Annotated in this window: 20 protein-coding genes and 4 tRNA genes; 15 read left to right on the plus strand and 9 right to left on the minus strand. The window is 64.8% G+C overall.

Annotated features, from left to right (window positions below):
• Positions 1–30: 30 nt before the first annotated feature.
• A complete protein-coding gene (locus MKCMC460_RS11835; protein ID WP_238305759.1) occupies positions 31–270 on the plus strand; it encodes a hypothetical protein in 240 nt (79 codons plus the stop codon).
• 596 nt (positions 271–866) lie between these two features.
• Here MKCMC460_RS11835 and MKCMC460_RS11840 read toward each other — a convergent pair.
• The 4 genes from MKCMC460_RS11840 to MKCMC460_RS11855 all read right to left on the minus strand — a co-directional run bounded on the left by MKCMC460_RS11840 (position 867) and on the right by MKCMC460_RS11855 (position 3,391).
• Positions 867–1,538, minus strand: a complete 672-nt coding sequence (locus tag MKCMC460_RS11840; protein ID WP_238305760.1) for a DUF433 domain-containing protein — start codon at positions 1,536–1,538, stop codon at positions 867–869.
• Between the two features lie 248 nt (positions 1,539–1,786).
• Entirely contained in the window at positions 1,787–2,125 is a 339-nt protein-coding gene (locus MKCMC460_RS11845; protein ID WP_236976337.1) for a helix-turn-helix domain-containing protein, read from the minus strand.
• A 79-nt stretch (positions 2,126–2,204) separates the two neighbouring features.
• On the minus strand, positions 2,205–2,963 hold the full coding sequence (locus tag MKCMC460_RS11850; RefSeq protein WP_236976336.1) for a hypothetical protein: 759 nt from the start codon (positions 2,961–2,963) through the stop codon (positions 2,205–2,207).
• A 71-nt stretch (positions 2,964–3,034) separates the two neighbouring features.
• A complete protein-coding gene (locus MKCMC460_RS11855; RefSeq protein WP_238305762.1) occupies positions 3,035–3,391 on the minus strand; it encodes a hypothetical protein in 357 nt (118 codons plus the stop codon).
• 263 nt (positions 3,392–3,654) lie between these two features.
• Here MKCMC460_RS11855 and MKCMC460_RS11860 point away from each other — a divergent pair, with 263 nt between their 5' ends.
• From MKCMC460_RS11860 to MKCMC460_RS11910, 11 genes are all read left to right on the plus strand, one after another.
• Positions 3,655–4,785 (plus strand): site-specific integrase, encoded by a 1,131-nt coding sequence (locus MKCMC460_RS11860; protein ID WP_236976334.1) that lies wholly within the window; start codon positions 3,655–3,657, stop codon positions 4,783–4,785.
• Positions 4,782–5,264: a hypothetical protein gene (locus tag MKCMC460_RS11865; RefSeq protein ID WP_236976333.1), complete on the plus strand. Its 483-nt coding sequence runs from the start codon at positions 4,782–4,784 to the stop codon at positions 5,262–5,264. The genes MKCMC460_RS11860 and MKCMC460_RS11865 overlap by 4 nt, the downstream gene beginning before the upstream one ends.
• Positions 5,265–5,349: 85 nt before the next feature.
• Positions 5,350–5,529 (plus strand): helix-turn-helix domain-containing protein, encoded by a 180-nt coding sequence (locus MKCMC460_RS11870; protein WP_236976332.1) that lies wholly within the window; start codon positions 5,350–5,352, stop codon positions 5,527–5,529.
• A gap of 194 nt (positions 5,530–5,723) precedes the next feature.
• Positions 5,724–5,882 (plus strand): hypothetical protein, encoded by a 159-nt coding sequence (locus tag MKCMC460_RS11875; protein WP_236976330.1) that lies wholly within the window; start codon positions 5,724–5,726, stop codon positions 5,880–5,882.
• Positions 5,879–7,132, plus strand: a complete 1,254-nt coding sequence (locus MKCMC460_RS11880; protein WP_238305764.1) for an AAA family ATPase — start codon at positions 5,879–5,881, stop codon at positions 7,130–7,132. The genes MKCMC460_RS11875 and MKCMC460_RS11880 overlap by 4 nt, the downstream gene beginning before the upstream one ends.
• A gap of 68 nt (positions 7,133–7,200) precedes the next feature.
• On the plus strand, positions 7,201–7,662 hold the full coding sequence (locus tag MKCMC460_RS11885; protein ID WP_236976327.1) for a helix-turn-helix domain-containing protein: 462 nt from the start codon (positions 7,201–7,203) through the stop codon (positions 7,660–7,662).
• A complete protein-coding gene (locus MKCMC460_RS11890) occupies positions 7,659–7,970 on the plus strand; it encodes a hypothetical protein (RefSeq protein ID WP_236976326.1) in 312 nt (103 codons plus the stop codon). The genes MKCMC460_RS11885 and MKCMC460_RS11890 overlap by 4 nt, the downstream gene beginning before the upstream one ends.
• Positions 7,971–8,302: 332 nt before the next feature.
• The gene (locus MKCMC460_RS11895; protein ID WP_236976324.1) at positions 8,303–8,578 is read left to right on the plus strand and encodes a hypothetical protein; all 276 of its coding nucleotides are present in this window, start codon (positions 8,303–8,305) and stop codon (positions 8,576–8,578) included.
• Positions 8,579–8,832: 254 nt separating this feature from the next.
• Positions 8,833–9,924: a phage major capsid protein gene (locus MKCMC460_RS11900; RefSeq protein WP_236976323.1), complete on the plus strand. Its 1,092-nt coding sequence runs from the start codon at positions 8,833–8,835 to the stop codon at positions 9,922–9,924.
• Between the two features lie 42 nt (positions 9,925–9,966).
• Positions 9,967–10,143, plus strand: coding sequence for an HNH endonuclease signature motif containing protein (locus MKCMC460_RS11905; RefSeq protein WP_236984234.1), 177 nt, complete (start codon positions 9,967–9,969; stop codon positions 10,141–10,143).
• Between the two features lie 39 nt (positions 10,144–10,182).
• Complete coding sequence (locus tag MKCMC460_RS11910; RefSeq protein WP_236976322.1) at positions 10,183–12,444, plus strand: hypothetical protein; 2,262 nt, start codon at positions 10,183–10,185, stop codon at positions 12,442–12,444.
• A 50-nt stretch (positions 12,445–12,494) separates the two neighbouring features.
• On the opposite strand, the gene MKCMC460_RS11915 is transcribed toward MKCMC460_RS11910, so the two are convergent.
• From MKCMC460_RS11915 to MKCMC460_RS11930, 4 genes are all read right to left on the minus strand, one after another.
• Positions 12,495–13,091, minus strand: a complete 597-nt coding sequence (locus MKCMC460_RS11915) for a hypothetical protein (protein ID WP_236976321.1) — start codon at positions 13,089–13,091, stop codon at positions 12,495–12,497.
• A gap of 114 nt (positions 13,092–13,205) precedes the next feature.
• Positions 13,206–13,280 (minus strand) — tRNA-Val (locus MKCMC460_RS11920).
• A 13-nt stretch (positions 13,281–13,293) separates the two neighbouring features.
• Positions 13,294–13,367, minus strand: a tRNA-Cys gene (locus MKCMC460_RS11925).
• A gap of 25 nt (positions 13,368–13,392) precedes the next feature.
• A tRNA-Gly gene (locus MKCMC460_RS11930) sits at positions 13,393–13,465 on the minus strand.
• A 191-nt stretch (positions 13,466–13,656) separates the two neighbouring features.
• Between MKCMC460_RS11930 and MKCMC460_RS11935 the strand changes: the two genes are divergently transcribed.
• Positions 13,657–13,728, plus strand: a tRNA-Val gene (locus MKCMC460_RS11935).
• A gap of 30 nt (positions 13,729–13,758) precedes the next feature.
• Here MKCMC460_RS11935 and MKCMC460_RS11940 read toward each other — a convergent pair.
• Positions 13,759–14,076, minus strand: coding sequence for a DUF732 domain-containing protein (locus tag MKCMC460_RS11940; protein ID WP_236976271.1), 318 nt, complete (start codon positions 14,074–14,076; stop codon positions 13,759–13,761).
• Between the two features lie 200 nt (positions 14,077–14,276).
• Between MKCMC460_RS11940 and MKCMC460_RS11945 the strand changes: the two genes are divergently transcribed.
• Positions 14,277–14,570: a putative quinol monooxygenase gene (locus tag MKCMC460_RS11945; RefSeq protein WP_236976269.1), complete on the plus strand. Its 294-nt coding sequence runs from the start codon at positions 14,277–14,279 to the stop codon at positions 14,568–14,570.
• Between the two features lie 16 nt (positions 14,571–14,586).
• On the plus strand, positions 14,587–14,877 hold the full coding sequence (locus MKCMC460_RS11950; RefSeq protein WP_236976265.1) for a hypothetical protein: 291 nt from the start codon (positions 14,587–14,589) through the stop codon (positions 14,875–14,877).
• Positions 14,878–14,891: the final 14 nt, after the last annotated feature.

Raw genomic sequence — 14,891 nt, forward strand, 5'->3', positions numbered from 1 at the left:
ATGGGCAACGTTGAATCCTGTTGCTTCTCAGTGCAATCCCTGCTTCACCCGGCCAGCGTCAAGCACGTCTCCGCGCCCTGTCCCGCGTGCGGAGCCGCCACCGCTTACCGCCGCGACTCCGCCGGCGAACTCGTCCGCGTTCCAGCACTACAGATCGTCACCGAGACCGGCTGCACCTGCCAGGTCTGCCGACACACCTGGGGCCCGGGCCTGTTCATGCACCTGGCGCGGGTACTCGGATTCGGTGCGCCCACGGGCGTACTCGAATAACCCAAAAAGTTACCCCGCGCGGCGCGCGGGCCGAATTTGGGGCTAACGGGGAGTCAGAATAGTCGCTCTTGTTGGCGTGTTGGTGGTCGTCTCTTCGGTTTGGAAGCCTCGGGATGATTTGGGTTCTCGGATGCTGTACGACGGACTTCATCAAGGCGGCGTTTCAGGTCCACTCGCCTGAATGATGTTCGCGTGCAGGTGAATAGCGCGGGGCCAGGTATAGCAATCAACCCGGTGATGTGTCGCCACTGGCTCATCACGATCTCAAGTTGACCCCACTTGGTCGCACCGTCGGTGCCGGTGAGTGCGACAAGTCTGAGACCGTGATCCTGGATCAGCTGAAGCAGACTCAGGTGGTCAAGGATGTTGCTATCGCGAGTAATTGCTATCCAATGCTGCTTAGCGACAAGTGGAATCCACTGACGATCCTTCCATCTTGGTTCGGGCACAATGCATTTCGGCCTCACGCGATTGTGTATTACAGCGCCAGGGTCGCCAGGGAGTGGACAAATGACCTTCGCCAACCCGAGAATGTCTGCGTCGAAATAGAACTGAACTTCCGACTTCTTGCGAGCCATCACTGCAGGCCTCGACCCCTATGCGGCGTTTCGTTCCTGCTCAAATGCAATAGCTAATCGGACATCACGGACGGGTAAGTCGAAGTCCTCGGCGATCTCGGATGCGGAAGCTCCTGACTCTGAGTACTCGAAGATAACCGCGGTGCTAATACCGTCCACTGACGGTTGACCGGATCGCTGCTCGGGGTCGATCACCACAGGGGACTTTGAGCCCGCAGGCCGCCACGCGTCGACGACGCCGCCGGCGAATTCGACACGATCGAGAAAGTACTGTCCTGGCGCAAGCAAGAGGGGTTGCTCACCAACCGGGGCGAACAACCAAAACTCGCGTGGGAGATCCACATATTCCTGGGCTTCAATGACAAGCTTTTTGCCCGCCATCCAGGGGCGCTCGTGCGCAAGCGGGTACGCCACTCCGAACTTGTCGCGGAGGTACTTGATAAATTGTCGGACCTCGTCCAGCGGCACACTCTTCTTGCGGTATTGGCTGAGCAGACCTGCCTCCACGAACTCCGCCCAGGTCACAACCTTCTTGCCTGTGGGCCGATCCCGGATCACAGGTTCATAGGTCCGACCGCGGTAGGACTTACCTTCAAGCCAATAATGCAGCGTTGGCTGCGGCACGCAGAGCAACCGAGCCGCGGCAGCCTCGGTGTACATATCGCGCTCGAGTATCGACACGGGGCCCATTCCGCGATTGTGGCACGGGGAGCCGAGCTCTCGTTACTGGAGATCCACTGGACAGCAACGTCAGCCACGGGTACCAATCGGGAGGACTGTTGCGGCAGGAAATATCAGCTGTGCAGAATTGCACACCTGAACCCGACGACGTTGACGCGCTGGCCGAGGAATTGATCAACAGCGACCTGGAACGCTGCCCTAACGAGCAGTTGCCGCCGCTGCCTGAGAACTAACAGCACGCGGATCCCGCCGAGTACTTACGGACCCTGATACCGGACGCGTCTGCGTGCCCGGGGCGACAATCCGTCGATGATGGAATTCGCCGGCCTAGTCGGCGCCGGCTCGGGCTCCCTGAGGGTGTTGCTGCAGCGTTCGATCAGTTCCGCGACGTGCGCCTCGGTCATCCGCCAGGTCCGTCCGATCTTGTACCCGCGCGCTTCTCCTCGGTTCAGCCGGTCGGCAAGCCAGCGGCGTCCATCTTTCAGCTCTGCAGGCAGGATCATCGCGGCAACCTGCTCAAGGCTGTAGGTCCTGAATGCGGCGGCATCAGATATCTGATCCGGCCCGTGCGGAAGTGCATCGGAGGGTTCGTCCACGCTGGGCCACGCTACCTCCGTCGACAACGGGGGCCACGTTGCATACCTGCCCCCGTCCACATCGTCACCCTTGCCGTTGTCAGCAATCTGGCACGGCCTCACCCAGCGCGGCGTAGAGCCTCTCGATCGACTGCGCATCTTTCGTGGCCAGTACGAACGCCCGAACAAGCCGCGCCCGCAGATCTCGTCGGCGCTTGCTCAGCACCTGAGCGTTGTACACCCGCAGACAGTCCACGCAATCCCCGTCACGCCAAGACATTCCAGTGTCTAGATCCTCGTATTCATCGGCGCGCACCGGGGCCGGCGCCAGATACTCAGGCTTGAGCCGTTCCGCCCGAGCCAGCGTGTGGTCACCAAGCAGCTGATGGGTGCCCCCGCACAGCGTGGCCACCTGCCGCTGGCCCGCCTGCCGAGCGGCGGCCTCGTCGCTGACCCGCCACAGGTGGCGCAGGTTCGGATTCTGCGGAAACGCGGCGCGGTACTCCGGGCGCAGCCGTTCGAGGTCGGTCAGTTGCTCCATTTGCGTGCGAGGCGCATCGCCGAGCGCCAGGGCCTGTTCGCGCTCGTCGCTGTCCCGATACGAGCACGAGTGCGGGATCAGAAGCGCGTGCCTGGTGACGACCGCGCAGTGCGAGCACTTGAGCGAGCCGACCCACCGCCGCCGCCACCTGTCGAGTGGGTCAAAGGGTCCGCGTTCTGCTTTGGCCTGTTTGTAGGTACGCAGCTGGCCGCACTGGCAGCACAACGCCTGCTTGACCGCCGGCGGGGGCGTGGGGTTCGCCGCCGCGGTACGACGGCGGTGCGGCCATTCGGCTTCGCGGACGCTATTGCGGGTCACACACGGCCTGCCCGGCTGAGCACCGCAGAACGGGCACCCGTGGGCGAGGGCTGGGTGAGATTCAGTCGCGGTCATCGCGTCACCCACCCGTCGATCCGGTCAGCGGTAGCCACCACCGCCGCCGCCAACTCCCGGGCCTCAGCGGTGGTGAACTGATGCTCGCCGACCATCACCAGCGGCGGCTCCGGGTCACGGTCATCGTGACGACGGTGACCATCACCGACCCTGCCGTCCGGGAACTGGATAGCCGACCCGGTGACCAAGCAGTCCGCGACGGCGACGTCCGGCGTCCAAACGACGCGGTACTGGTGATCCCAATCTGCCCACGTGCTCAGTGTGTACGCGCCGGGGGCTGGGGGAGTGGTGGGTGTGGCACTGCTGCTAGCTCCCGTCTGTCGGGTTGCTAGCGCGGTAATTGTGTGGCCCACATTTGGCCCATATCGACCGATGCTGGTCTGAGAAACTCGGTCAGACCTGCGTGAAACCTGGTGCGCGATACTGGGATTGAAGTTGGCTGGCTGCGGTTTCTCGATCTGATGTCTGACCTGCAAAGAAGTCCTCTGATCAGGCGACACTCGGGACAGTATCGCGTGACATGAAATGACGCAAGCGGACACGGCGGTACAGTGATTGGGCACGTATCGGGCACGAGCGCGATACATTTCCGCGATACTGGACACTCGGAGAGCCCATGGCAGCCACCCGCGACAAACGGTCCTTCGCCACCATCCGCAAGCTGCCATCGGGCCGCTACCAAGTCCGTTACACCGGCCCTGACGGGATCCGCCGGCCAGCACCGAACACTTTCGCCGCCCGCATCGACGCCGAGGCCTACGTCGTCGCCAAGCGCCGAGACATCGACCGCAAGGTCTGGGACGCCACCGACGACGACCGCCCCGACCCTGTCACCTTCGGCGCCTACGCCGCCGGCTGGCTCGACGGCCGCCAAGTCGCCGGCCGCCCCATCAAGGCCCGCACTCGCGAGCACTACACCAAGATTCTCGATGACCACCTGTTGCCCACCTTCGGCAACCGGCAGGTGTCCTCGATCAAGCCGAAGGACGTCCGCGACTGGTACACCGCGACCCTGGCCGATCGGCCAACGCTGCGCAGCCATGCCTACTCGCTGCTGCGCACCATCATGGGAAGCGCGGTTACAGACGAGCTGCTCGACGCGAACCCGTGTCGGATCACCGGCGCAGGCCGCTCCAAGCGCGTGCACAAGATCCGGCCCGCATCGATCGACGAACTCGCCACCGTCACGGCTGCGATGCCCGAACGGCTGCAACTGATGGTGATGCTGGCGTCCTGGTGCGCGTTGCGGTTCGGCGAGACCGTCGAGCTCCGCCGCGGCGACATCGACTTGTCGGCTGAGGTGATCAGGATTCGACGCGCAGCCGTCCGGACTCAGGGGGAGTACGCCGTGACGACGCCGAAGTCCGACGCCGGCGTACGGGACGTCGCGATCCCGCCGCACATCATTCCGCAAATCGAGACGCATCTATCGAAATATGTTGGTGGAAAACATGATTCGCTGATCTTCGCGAACGAGTCAGGCGGGCACCTGCAGCCATCGACGCTGTACCGGCACTGGTATAAAGCGCGTGGAGCCGCGGGCCGCAAGGATCTCCGCTGGCACGACCTGCGCCACTCCGGCGCGGTGCTCGCGGCGGCGACCGGAGCCAGCCTCGCCGAACTCATGGCCCGCCTCGGCCACTCCACACCACAGGCCGCAATGCGCTATCAGCACGCCGCCCAGGGCCGCGACCGCCAGATCGCCGCTCTGCTCTCGAAGATCGCCGAGAACGGAGGTATGCCGTGACAGACACTCACCGGTACGAAGGTCTATGGCCGGGCATGGCGGAATGGTGGATAGAGCACCTCGATGAAATCCCGTTGGTGATCGTCCGTTGTGGGTACGGAAAACCGAAGTGTCGCAGGCCGATTGGTGAAGTGAAGTCGACCGGCCAAGGCCGCTACCTAGCGATGAGCAAGAACGAGCACCCCGAGCCGATCGTGGATTGGTATCCGCTGGCAGCGCCCACGGTCGCAGAGCTCGAGGCTGAGATCGCTGAGCGTGAGAGTCAAATTCTGAGATACGTCGGCACTGGTGCCGATCGCAAGATCGTCTTTCGGCGTCGGCCGAATCTGCCCCGCGCCGTTGCTCCGATCGAGTGCCTAGGCTTCTACTCGTGCCGCGATCATGGTGAAGTCACAATCGACAAAGTCCAGCTGGCCGCTCTGGTCGCAGACACACCGGGCGTTAAGCAGACATTTTGGGCGCATGCTGATTTAGACTGACACAACTAGTCCGGAGCGGTGCGCGAAACCCCTGCGAGGGGAACACGGTTGGGCTGCCGAAACAAGTCAAGGAGCTTGTTTCGACATGTCCGCGAAACGTCACCTCGCCCTCAACGACGCTGCCGAATATCTCGGCGTCAACCCGCGCACCATCCGCCGATACATCGCCGACGGCCGACTCACCGGCTACCGCGTTGGGCCCAGGCTCATCAAGGTCGACGCCGATGAACTCGACGCCCTTCTGCAGCCGATCGGGCGCGCATGAGGAACCTACGAAGGAGCCGCCTCACTGCCCGGGAGGCGGCTCCGTCAGAATCCACGGCAGCGGATCGCCCCCAGCATAACGGCGTGGCCGCGTGGAAACGGCGACGCGCTGCCCGCCGACGCGTCGCACCACTCGACTGCGGATGCCCAGATCCGTGGCCGTGCACATGCTCTCGGCCGCCGCTGTCAAACAAGATGATCGATGCGGGCCGCGATGCCGCTCTGCATCTCCTCAGGGCCGGCCAAGTGCCGCTTCTCAAAATCGAAGTGCTGCAATCGCTTTACCGACGCGGCGGTAACGAACGTCAACTCGCCGAGCTGTTGTTCGAAGCGAGCGGCGGCGAGATCGCATGACCGAGGACGACCTACTCGCTCGAGGTCGGGAGATCGCCGAGCGGCTACGGTTCGACGCCGTCGAGGCGTCCGCCGTGATTGTTCTCGATCAGGACGTCGACCCGGCGCCGTCGCCCGAGTATGGCGTCAGCGGCGCCGAGTTCGTGCTGGACACGCCGGCCGGCATTCCCGCGATCTGGGGCCGCGACAACTCGGTGCTGTGGTCGGCCGGTGAGGCGTTCATGCTGGCCGGCGGCCAAGGCCTCGGTAAGACGACGCTGGCCCTGGCGTTGGTGCGTGAACTCCTCGGCCTCGGATCCGGTCGCTTGCTCGGTCTGCCCGTCAGCACCGACGTGGGCCGAGTGCTCTACCTCGCGATGGACCGCCCACACCAGATCGCGCGGGCCGCGGGCCGGATCTTCGGAGAGGCCGACCGCCAAGTGCTGGCCGAGCGGCTCCACGTGTGGCGCGGCCCGCCGACACGCGACCTCGCCGCCAACCCGGGCACGCTCGCCCGCATGGTCGACTACTACCGCGCAGGGGTTGTGGTCGTCGACTCCCTCAAGGACGCGGCCGTGAGCCTCAGCGAGGACCGCGTTGGCGCGCAATGGAACCGGGCACGACAAACCGTGCTGGCCCAAGGGTGTCAGATGATGGAGTTGCACCACACCAAGAAACGCAACCCCCTCACACCACGCGGCGCCCCGTCGGTGGACGACGTCTACGGCTCAACATGGCTGACGTCGGGCTGCGGATCGGTCGTGTTGCTCGGCGGCGAACCCGGCGACCCGATCGTCAGCTTCCGGCACGTGAAGCAACCTGCTGATGAGGTCGGCCCCTACCGGCTTCTGCACGACCAGACCAGCGGGCAGATGACCGTCGATCACGCGGTCGATCTTGTCGCGCTCGTGCGCGCGTCAGGAGTCGACGGGCTGACGGCCAAGGGCGCCGCGCAGGCCATCACGGAGAAGACGACACCCTCGCGGGCCGACGTCGAGAAAGCCCGCCGCAAGCTCGACCAGCTGGCCGCGGCAGGGGTGTTGGTGCGCATCGAAGGCAGTCGCGGCGGTGGCGAGACGCGTCAGAGCACCGCGTGGTTCCTGGCTGAGAACCAATCACGCCCCATTCACGAAATCGGCAAAACCGCTGGTAGAGACGTCACGCCGCCTTTCCCCGATTCCGAGTATCACGCATCGATCACACCCATCACAAAGAACGGAGCAGTGCAAGAAGAGAAGTCACGCGAGCAATCACGGCAATCACGGCAATAGCAATCACGTTCCTACCCCCTCTCTTATAGAGAGGGGGGGTAGGGGAAACGATGAAAGGGACAAACCCCATGAGCCAGAACACAGACCCCACGTCAACCGCGCACACATCGCTGCCCGAGATGCTCGCCGCCCTGGCCGCCGCCCTCCCACCGCTACCCGGCGCCCGATGCCTCGGACAGTGGGAACTGTTCGACGCCACCAGCACCCCCTGGCGGAAACGGAAACCACCAGCAGCCGTCCGACAAGCCCGTCACGACGCCCTCGACGCCTGCGCTCAATGCCCGGCGCTGATGGCCTGCCGCGACTGGCTCGACAACCTCACACCAGACCAACAACCCCACGGCGTCGTCGCCGGCCGCATCATCCGCCCACCCGCCACCCCAACCGCCGCCGACCGAAAGACGCAGCGGGCAGAACGCTTCGCCGCGCTACACCAGAAAGGCCTGAGCTACCGCGCGATCGCCACAGCAACCGGCAGCAGCGCGGGCACCGTCCGCCGAGCACTCAACGAAAGGCAACCCACCGCATGACCGAACGCCAACCCCAACTGCAGATGCTCGACATCCAGATCGAACCAAACCACCAGGCGATCGGCGCGCAACTCGCACTCGGCCTACTCGACGCAAACCCCAAGCACGTCCACCGGGCACTCACCCGCGCCGCAGTCGCAGGACTGGACGCCACCCTGGCCATCCTCACCGTGCAGACCCGCAACCTGGTCGTCGCACTGATGCTGCTGCAGGGCTCGGACGCCACACGCGCAGCACTCCAACGCACCCTCATCGACGCCGACCTCGACGCGGACCCCGACAACAGCGACGGCCAGCTCTATGCATAACCGAGCATGCATATCCACGCCCAGCAAACCTGGTCGTTGCGCAACCTCCGCTGCAGCAAACAAGCCAGCGGCAAAACCGCAGGTCAGGGGTAAGGGGGTCCGCATCGCTCTGACCAGCACAAACGCCCCGCGGCCCGGTGGTGCGGCTGTTTTTTGCACAAAAGTGCTGGTGGGGGGGTTATTTGGGCCAGGGGGTGCCGTTTTGCAGCAAACCCTCTGCCTAGCGGAGCAAAATCCAACCCTGCTACAGCAAACCTTTAGCCGAAAATGGTGGATAAATTGAGGAGTTTTATGCACAGGACGTTGCATGAACGCGGGCCGGAGGCGGCAAAGTGATCCTGCCGGGGTACCGCGACGTTGAGCGCGGATTGCGGCTGGCGTTGGCCCGGCGCCGTGGCGATGACGACGTGCTGCCGCTGCTGGCCGCGGAGTGCGAGACCGCGGAGGACGTCGATCGGCTCATCTTGGCCCAGGCCGCCGCGCTGAATCATGTGCTCGATCGGGGGCTCGAGGATCCGGAGAAGTTCCTGGCAAATTGGATCGCGCTCGTGCGCCGGCTTGCCGACGACGAGGAGAATGCGCCGCATTGTCAGGGCGGCGACGTATGATCGGGGGGTCTCTTTCTGTGGGGATGTGGTGGGGGCGTCAGCCCGTCCGCCCCCGGGGTCGGTCCGTACAGCCGGCGCCCGGAGTGGCCAGCGGTCAAGCCCTCATCCATCGTCGCGGGGGGATAAGCCTTGGCCTTGACCAGCGGTACACGGGTCCGTCCTCCGGGGACCAGCCCAATCCGTCCGTCCTCCAAGCGAATCCACTTCAGTGCGCGCATTTCGCGCGCGGATTTGCGTCGAGGAGGCGCTGACAGATGAACCAATTTCGGGACCAACTGCGCAAGAGAGTCCATGACCTCGCGCAGAAGGCAATCGACGAGGGCCGCGATTTCACCCCCTCCGAGAAGAAGATCGTCGATGACGCGTTGGCGGCGTTGAAGGCCTACGACGCGGGTGCCGCGAAGACTTCGGACATCATGGGCCAGCTCGACGCGATGGCGGCTGAGGCCGGCGGCGATTGCGGCGGCACGGGTGGCAAGTTCCTGTCGTTCGGCAAGTCCTGGTCGGCCAAGGCGGCGTCGGGCCTCGGGCAGAAGGGGCTTGCGACCGGAAGCCCGGTGTTCGTCGACACCGAACTCACGGCCACGCCGATCCCGATGAACCGGCCCGCGACGTCGCTGCTGAACATCCTGCCGGTGAAGAAGCACGGCCAGCCCGCCTACCGGTATTTGAGGCAGTCGGTGAGGAGCAACGCGGCGGCCGTCGTCGCCGAGGGCGCGGTCAAGCCGACATCGACGTACACCATCGTGCCGATCGACGGCTCGCTGTCTGTCATCGCGCACCTGAGCGAAGGTGTCCCAAGGTACTGGTTCGTCGATGCCACCGAGTTGAAGACCTTCGTCGAGCACGAACTCGCCTACGGTATCCAGACCGCCGTGGAATCGAAGGTGCTGGCCGATATCAACGGCACCAGCGGCATTCAGACGCAGGCCTACGCCACCAGCCCCCTGGTCACGTTGCGCAAGTCCCTGACGAAGCTCGAGGCCCTCGGGTTCAGCCCCGCTGGCATCGTGCTCCACCCGCTCGACTGGGAAAGCGTTGAGCTTCAGGTGGCCTCCACCAACGCGATCGAGCACATGAGCCTGCCGTACGACGCGGCGAGTCGAAGACTGTTCGGCGTCCCGGTCGTCGTGGCCAACGTCGAGGCATCGGGCACGGGGCACGTCCTGGCCACAGGTGCCGTGGGCGTCGACACCGACACCAGCGGCGTGGCGCTGCAGTGGTCGGAGGTGAGCAACGCCACGGACTTCTCAACCAACACCGTTCGTGCTCGCTGTGAAGGCCGGTTCGGAACGTCGGTCTACCAGCCCCTCGGTGTCGTCAAGGCCACCCTGACGTCTTCGTAGGAGTCTCGTCATGCCATCTGCTCCGCCGCGCGTGTGTGGGCGGTGCCCGGCTGCCCGCGCCTGGTCGACGTCGTCGACCACATCGTCCCGTTGGCGGAGCTGCCGAAGGGCGACTCACGCCGCTACGACCCGTCGAATTTCCAAAGCCTTTGCCGCAAGCATCATTCCGAGAAAACGGCACAGGATAGCCGGCGGGGTAAGACCCGTCTGAGAGGCTGAAAACGGCATGTCGGACCGAGTAACTATGGATGAAATCGCATGAGCGACACCACAATTGGCTATGCTGTCCTTCAGATCATCCCCAGCCTTAAGGGTGTTTCGGAGGCGATCGAGAAGCAGATCGCGGGCCAGGTTATTCCGGTCACGGTTGAGCCGAAGTGGCCGGATTCTGGGTCGAGTGAGGCGAAGAAGCTCGACCAGTCGGTGCGCGATGCGGTCAAGAAGAAGCCGCTGGAAGTTCCGGTTGAGCCGAAGGTCGAGCCGGCGAAGGTTGAGAAGTCGGTCGCCGATGCGGTCAAGAAGTCGAAGCCGCCGCAGGTCCGGATTGAGACGAAGATCGACCCCGGCCCGGTCAAGAGGCAGGCGCAGGAGGCCAGTCAGGGTGTCGGCCAGGTGTTGCGCGACACGATCAACGAGGCGCTGCAGGACGCGGCCGATGACATGGATATGCCGGTCGATGAGCTGAAAAGGAAAATCGGCGAGAAAATCGGCGGCGCGATCGGCGAGACGATCGGAAAGGCGATCGGCAACAGCCCTGTGGGCGAGTGGCTGCGCAAAGTTGCGGACAATGTGACTCCGGCCGCCGAAGGCGTACGGGGTATGGCCGACGCTCTAGCCCGTATTAGGCAAGGGGACGCCAGCGGAGGGCTGCAGGGCGTGGCTAACGCCATAACCCAGATGGCGCCGGTCGCAAAGCAACTGGGTATCGACATCTCATCGTGGCCGCAGCCGCTCTCTGAAGCCGCCCAGAAAGCTGGGGAACTGCAAGGGAACTTCGTCAGAGCCAAAGCGGGAGTCCAGGATTTTGCCGGGCAGATCGAGGGCGTCACTCCCGGTATCGCCGCGAATTTGGCGAAGTGGGCAGGCCCGATCTCGGCAATTGTTCTCGCGCTGCACGAGGCGCAGCCTGCACTGGACCACCTGTCCGACTTGTTAAGCAACGATCCTGCTCGGTTCGACGCCGCAAACCGGTGGAAGGGGAACCCGCAGAATCTGCCGCCGACGCAGCGCAGCGTTGAGGACAACCCGCCGCCGGTGCCGGGCGTCAATCCGAGCAAGGGCTCACAGAGCCTGTACGACATTCCGGTCAGTCAAGGAGGACTAGGCCCCGAACTCCCCGGCCGCGCGTCGGGCGGCATGGCCGATGTTCTCAACGGGATGATCCGCGGCCCGGGCACTGGAACGTCGGACAGTATCCTCGGATTGCCGGCGACGGTGCGGGTGTCCAACGGCGAGTTCCTCACCAACGCTGAGGACACCGCGAAGAATCTCCCGCTGCTGCAAATGGTCAATGCTGGTGTGCCGCTGTGGGATTGGCTTAAGTCGCTGCCGGGTTTCGACTCGGGTGGCCTGGTCGCCGGTTCAGCGCAGCTCCGCAAGATCATCGCGGAACGTTTCGGGATCGCCGACATCGGCGGCTACCGGCCCGCCGACAAGTACGGCGAGCATTCCACCGGCCGTGCCCTGGACGTGATGGTCGGCAACGACAAAGCCAAGGGCGACGCTGTCAAGGACTTCGCGCTCGCGAATGCTGCTGCGATCGACCTGAAATGGGTGATCTGGCGGCAGCATCTCTACTATCCGGGCGGCGGCGGCTACGACATGGAAGACCGCGGCTCACCGACGCAGAACCACATGGACCACGTCCACATCTTCTCGGGCCCGGGCATCACCGGCGGCCTCCTCGGGGCTCTGCAAGGCTCGGGTGGCGCGACCAGGCCCGGCCAAGGTCGAGGTGATGATGCGGCCACCCCGGCGGGGCTCAAGGACGCGTCCACCGGCGCCGCGGCCGGCGCAACCCCGGCGTCGTCTGGGGCGGGCGGTTCGTCGGGCGGGTTCGCGCTGCCGACGTCGTTCAGCGACATGGCCGGATTCGGGCTCAGCAGCCTCGGCCAAGGTGTCGGCGCGACCCAAAGCGGTACCGACCTCAGTGTTTTCGGTCAAGCAGCTGGCGCCGCGGTGTCCGGCCAGGTAGGGGCGGCGCTTGACGCGTTCGGTGTCCCCAGCTCGCCCGGCTGGCTGCAGGGCATCTCGAAGTTCGTCAGCGGCATCTCGATCGGAGGTTCCGGCGGCGGTGGAGGTGGTGGTGCGACCCCGGCGTCGATGGTGCAGCCCGCGGCCCTCACCCCGGCCCCGGCCGCGGGGGCGGCGGACAGTGTGCACAGTGTCGGCGCTGCCCCGCGCCCTGGACCGCAAACGGTTTTCAACATCCAAACTGCCCGCGTCGAAGACGCGTTCGTCGTCGCGCAGCGCAAAGAAAGAGAACGGGCCGCAAGGAAAGTGGAGTGGGCGTGGGCGTGATGGCGGCCCCGAGCAGTTCGGATGCCCGGGGCCGCTCGTGTTCGTTGCGATCAGGCGGTCAGCCGCTCCATCTCATCAGCAGCCGCGACTAGGGCAACAGCCAACTGACGCGCATCAGTAATCGTGAGCGCCCCGCCGTCCTCCAGGCCGAAGACCGTCAGGTGCGGTCCATCAACGGCGCCGGTCTCGTCCTGCAAGCCATCGATATCGACCGACAAGCGGCCGGCGGCGTAGGTGGCCCACCGCACCGGCCGGCACTGGCGGCCGGTCTGCTTATCGATGCTGTTCCATCCGTCGACTGACTTGGCGCCAGCGGGTGGATGGATACGGGCAGAGAGTTCGGCATCGCGCTCGTTGGTAGCGATGTAGTCGCGCGCTTCGCCGACCAGCCATTCGCGGTAGGCGTCGGGAGTGCAGTCCCCGCCGCGGCGTTCCCATTCCTCAAGGTCAGCGACCTGCTCCGGCGTGAGCCGGCGTACGAGATCGCGCCATGTCTGGGTGGGGGATTCGGGAGTGGTGGTGTTGGTCATGGTGTGCACTTTGCCCGAATGGTCCGACAACCGACCCGCGCCGCAGGCGGCCGTGTGGGTGCCGATGCCATCGCAGCAGGCGTGGTAAGTCGAGTCGACGGGATAGTTGGTGGTCATGGGCAAACCCCTCTCGTGTGGTGATCGAGAAGGCAGCCGGCGCATCTGTTGGGCACATCATGGGCACGAGGCCGGATCGGAAATCTAAAAATGATGTCTGACCTGCGGTGATGCTGGTGCGCGATACTGGGATTGAACCAGTGACCTCTTCCGTGTCAGGGAAGCGCTCTCCCGCTGAGCTAATCGCGCTGGGAGCAAAAATTGGAGGTGGAGACGGGAATCGAACCCGTGTGCACGGCTTTGCAGGCCGTTGCCTCACCACTCGGCCACTCCACCGCTGGGGTTGATGCCACTTGCACCGAGCGGATGACGGGATTCGAACCCGCGACCCTCACCTTGGCAAGGTGATGCGCTACCAACTGCGCTACATCCGCGCGCAACGGGCGAGATCGTCGCCCGGTGCGAAGCACGACGATAGTCCAGTGTGCGAGCGCACACAAATTCCTTGGTCCGCGCCGTGTCGCGATGCTCGCCACACCCTTCGCCATACCCTTCCGGACCACCTGGCCCGCCCGGCCGGTACGACGGTCGTGCTAGTGTTCGACGTCGTTCGCCTCTCGGCGCCGGTCCCGTGGCTCAGTGGAAGAGCGTCCGCTTCACACGCGGAAGGTCGCTGGTTCGATCCCAGCCGGGACCACCCTCGTAACCCGTTGCAGCGCGCCCGGCGTTACCAGTTGCAGTAATTCGCCCGGGCAATGTCGATCATCGACGAGACTTGGCCGAACGTGACGCCCCTGCCGTCCAGGTTCGCGTGCACCTCTTGGGCGATCCGGTCCGGCGACCAGCCCCAGTACAGGTCGTCGCAGATCAAATGACCCATCCCGACGACGGCATTGTCGTGTTCGGGTCCCCACGCGAAACCGGCAGCGCGAAGCTGAGCAAGGTACGCGTCGTCAACCGGGGAGGCGCCGGCCGTCGCGGTGCCGCTGAACACGGCAGCCGCGACCAGAATGGGCAGTCCCAGCATCCAGCGCGGTAGTGGCATCTGACGCGGTTCCTTTCGGCGCGTGGTCGCTGACGGCGTCAGTCTGTGTGTTCGAAGCGGCATCCGCATGACGTAAGGCGAAATCCAGACGAACAAAATTCAAAGAATGACGTGGCGCCGACGCCGGTTGACGATGCCGGCCTGGCGCGAAGTACGATCCCGCTCGGCGCCGCTCGTCGGCGGCAGAAGGGGAGGCGACGATGTCGGTCACGGTGATTCTCGAGTTGCGATTCAAGCCCGAGTCGGTATCGGCGGGCCGCGAGCTGATGGGCCGCGCCCTGCAGGACACCCGCGCGTTCGGAGGAAATCTGCAGACCGACGTGTGGATCGACGAGGACGACGAGGCGCACTGGCTGATCTACGAAGTCTGGGAGTCGGTGGATCACGACGAGGCGTACCGCCGTTTCCGGGCCGGCGAGGGCCGTCTGACGCAGCTTCCTCCGCTGCTGGCGGCGCCGCCGGTCAAGACCCGGTACACGGCCAGCGACGTGTAGCGGAAGGCGGCCGGCGATGAGCTTCTCCGAAGGAATCGGAACGCTGAAACTCGAATGCCCGCAAACCCATCCCGTCGGCCGGATCCTGCGCGAGAGCGCGCATCAGTCGGTCCAGTACGACCCCGGGGCTGCGGTTGGGCCACGCCGGTTCTGGCCGGGCGACGGCGAGCACGTGCAGTTCGTCGCGCACTGCAGGTTCTGCGACCGGCCGGTCGGCGACGCCACCGCGACCCTGCAGGCCAAATTCACCGAGCTCCTCGGCGACGTCTCCGAAACCTATCGGACCACCACACTGCCGTACCTCTAGAAACTATTGCAGGT

The sequence above is a fragment of the Mycobacterium sp. 20KCMC460 genome (assembly GCF_022179425.1).
Taxonomy (GTDB): Bacteria; Actinomycetota; Actinomycetes; order Mycobacteriales; family Mycobacteriaceae; genus Mycobacterium; species Mycobacterium kiyosense.

Coding starts and splice junctions, on each gene's coding strand:
- MKCMC460_RS11940 (WP_236976271.1), bottom strand. CDS start 14,076: ATGCCACTACCGCGCTGGATGCTGGGACTGCCCATTCTGGTCGCGGCT.
- MKCMC460_RS11910 (WP_236976322.1), top strand. CDS start 10,183: ATGAGCGACACCACAATTGGCTATGCTGTCCTTCAGATCATCCCCAGC.
- MKCMC460_RS11870 (WP_236976332.1), top strand. CDS start 5,350: ATGTCCGCGAAACGTCACCTCGCCCTCAACGACGCTGCCGAATATCTC.
- MKCMC460_RS11860 (WP_236976334.1), top strand. CDS start 3,655: ATGGCAGCCACCCGCGACAAACGGTCCTTCGCCACCATCCGCAAGCTG.
- MKCMC460_RS11890 (WP_236976326.1), top strand. CDS start 7,659: ATGACCGAACGCCAACCCCAACTGCAGATGCTCGACATCCAGATCGAA.
- MKCMC460_RS11915 (WP_236976321.1), bottom strand. CDS start 13,091: ATGACCACCAACTATCCCGTCGACTCGACTTACCACGCCTGCTGCGAT.
- MKCMC460_RS11945 (WP_236976269.1), top strand. CDS start 14,277: ATGTCGGTCACGGTGATTCTCGAGTTGCGATTCAAGCCCGAGTCGGTA.
- MKCMC460_RS11875 (WP_236976330.1), top strand. CDS start 5,724: ATGATCGATGCGGGCCGCGATGCCGCTCTGCATCTCCTCAGGGCCGGC.
- MKCMC460_RS11900 (WP_236976323.1), top strand. CDS start 8,833: ATGAACCAATTTCGGGACCAACTGCGCAAGAGAGTCCATGACCTCGCG.
- MKCMC460_RS11885 (WP_236976327.1), top strand. CDS start 7,201: ATGAGCCAGAACACAGACCCCACGTCAACCGCGCACACATCGCTGCCC.
- MKCMC460_RS11880 (WP_238305764.1), top strand. CDS start 5,879: ATGACCGAGGACGACCTACTCGCTCGAGGTCGGGAGATCGCCGAGCGG.
- MKCMC460_RS11840 (WP_238305760.1), bottom strand. CDS start 1,538: ATGGGCCCCGTGTCGATACTCGAGCGCGATATGTACACCGAGGCTGCC.
- MKCMC460_RS11950 (WP_236976265.1), top strand. CDS start 14,587: ATGAGCTTCTCCGAAGGAATCGGAACGCTGAAACTCGAATGCCCGCAA.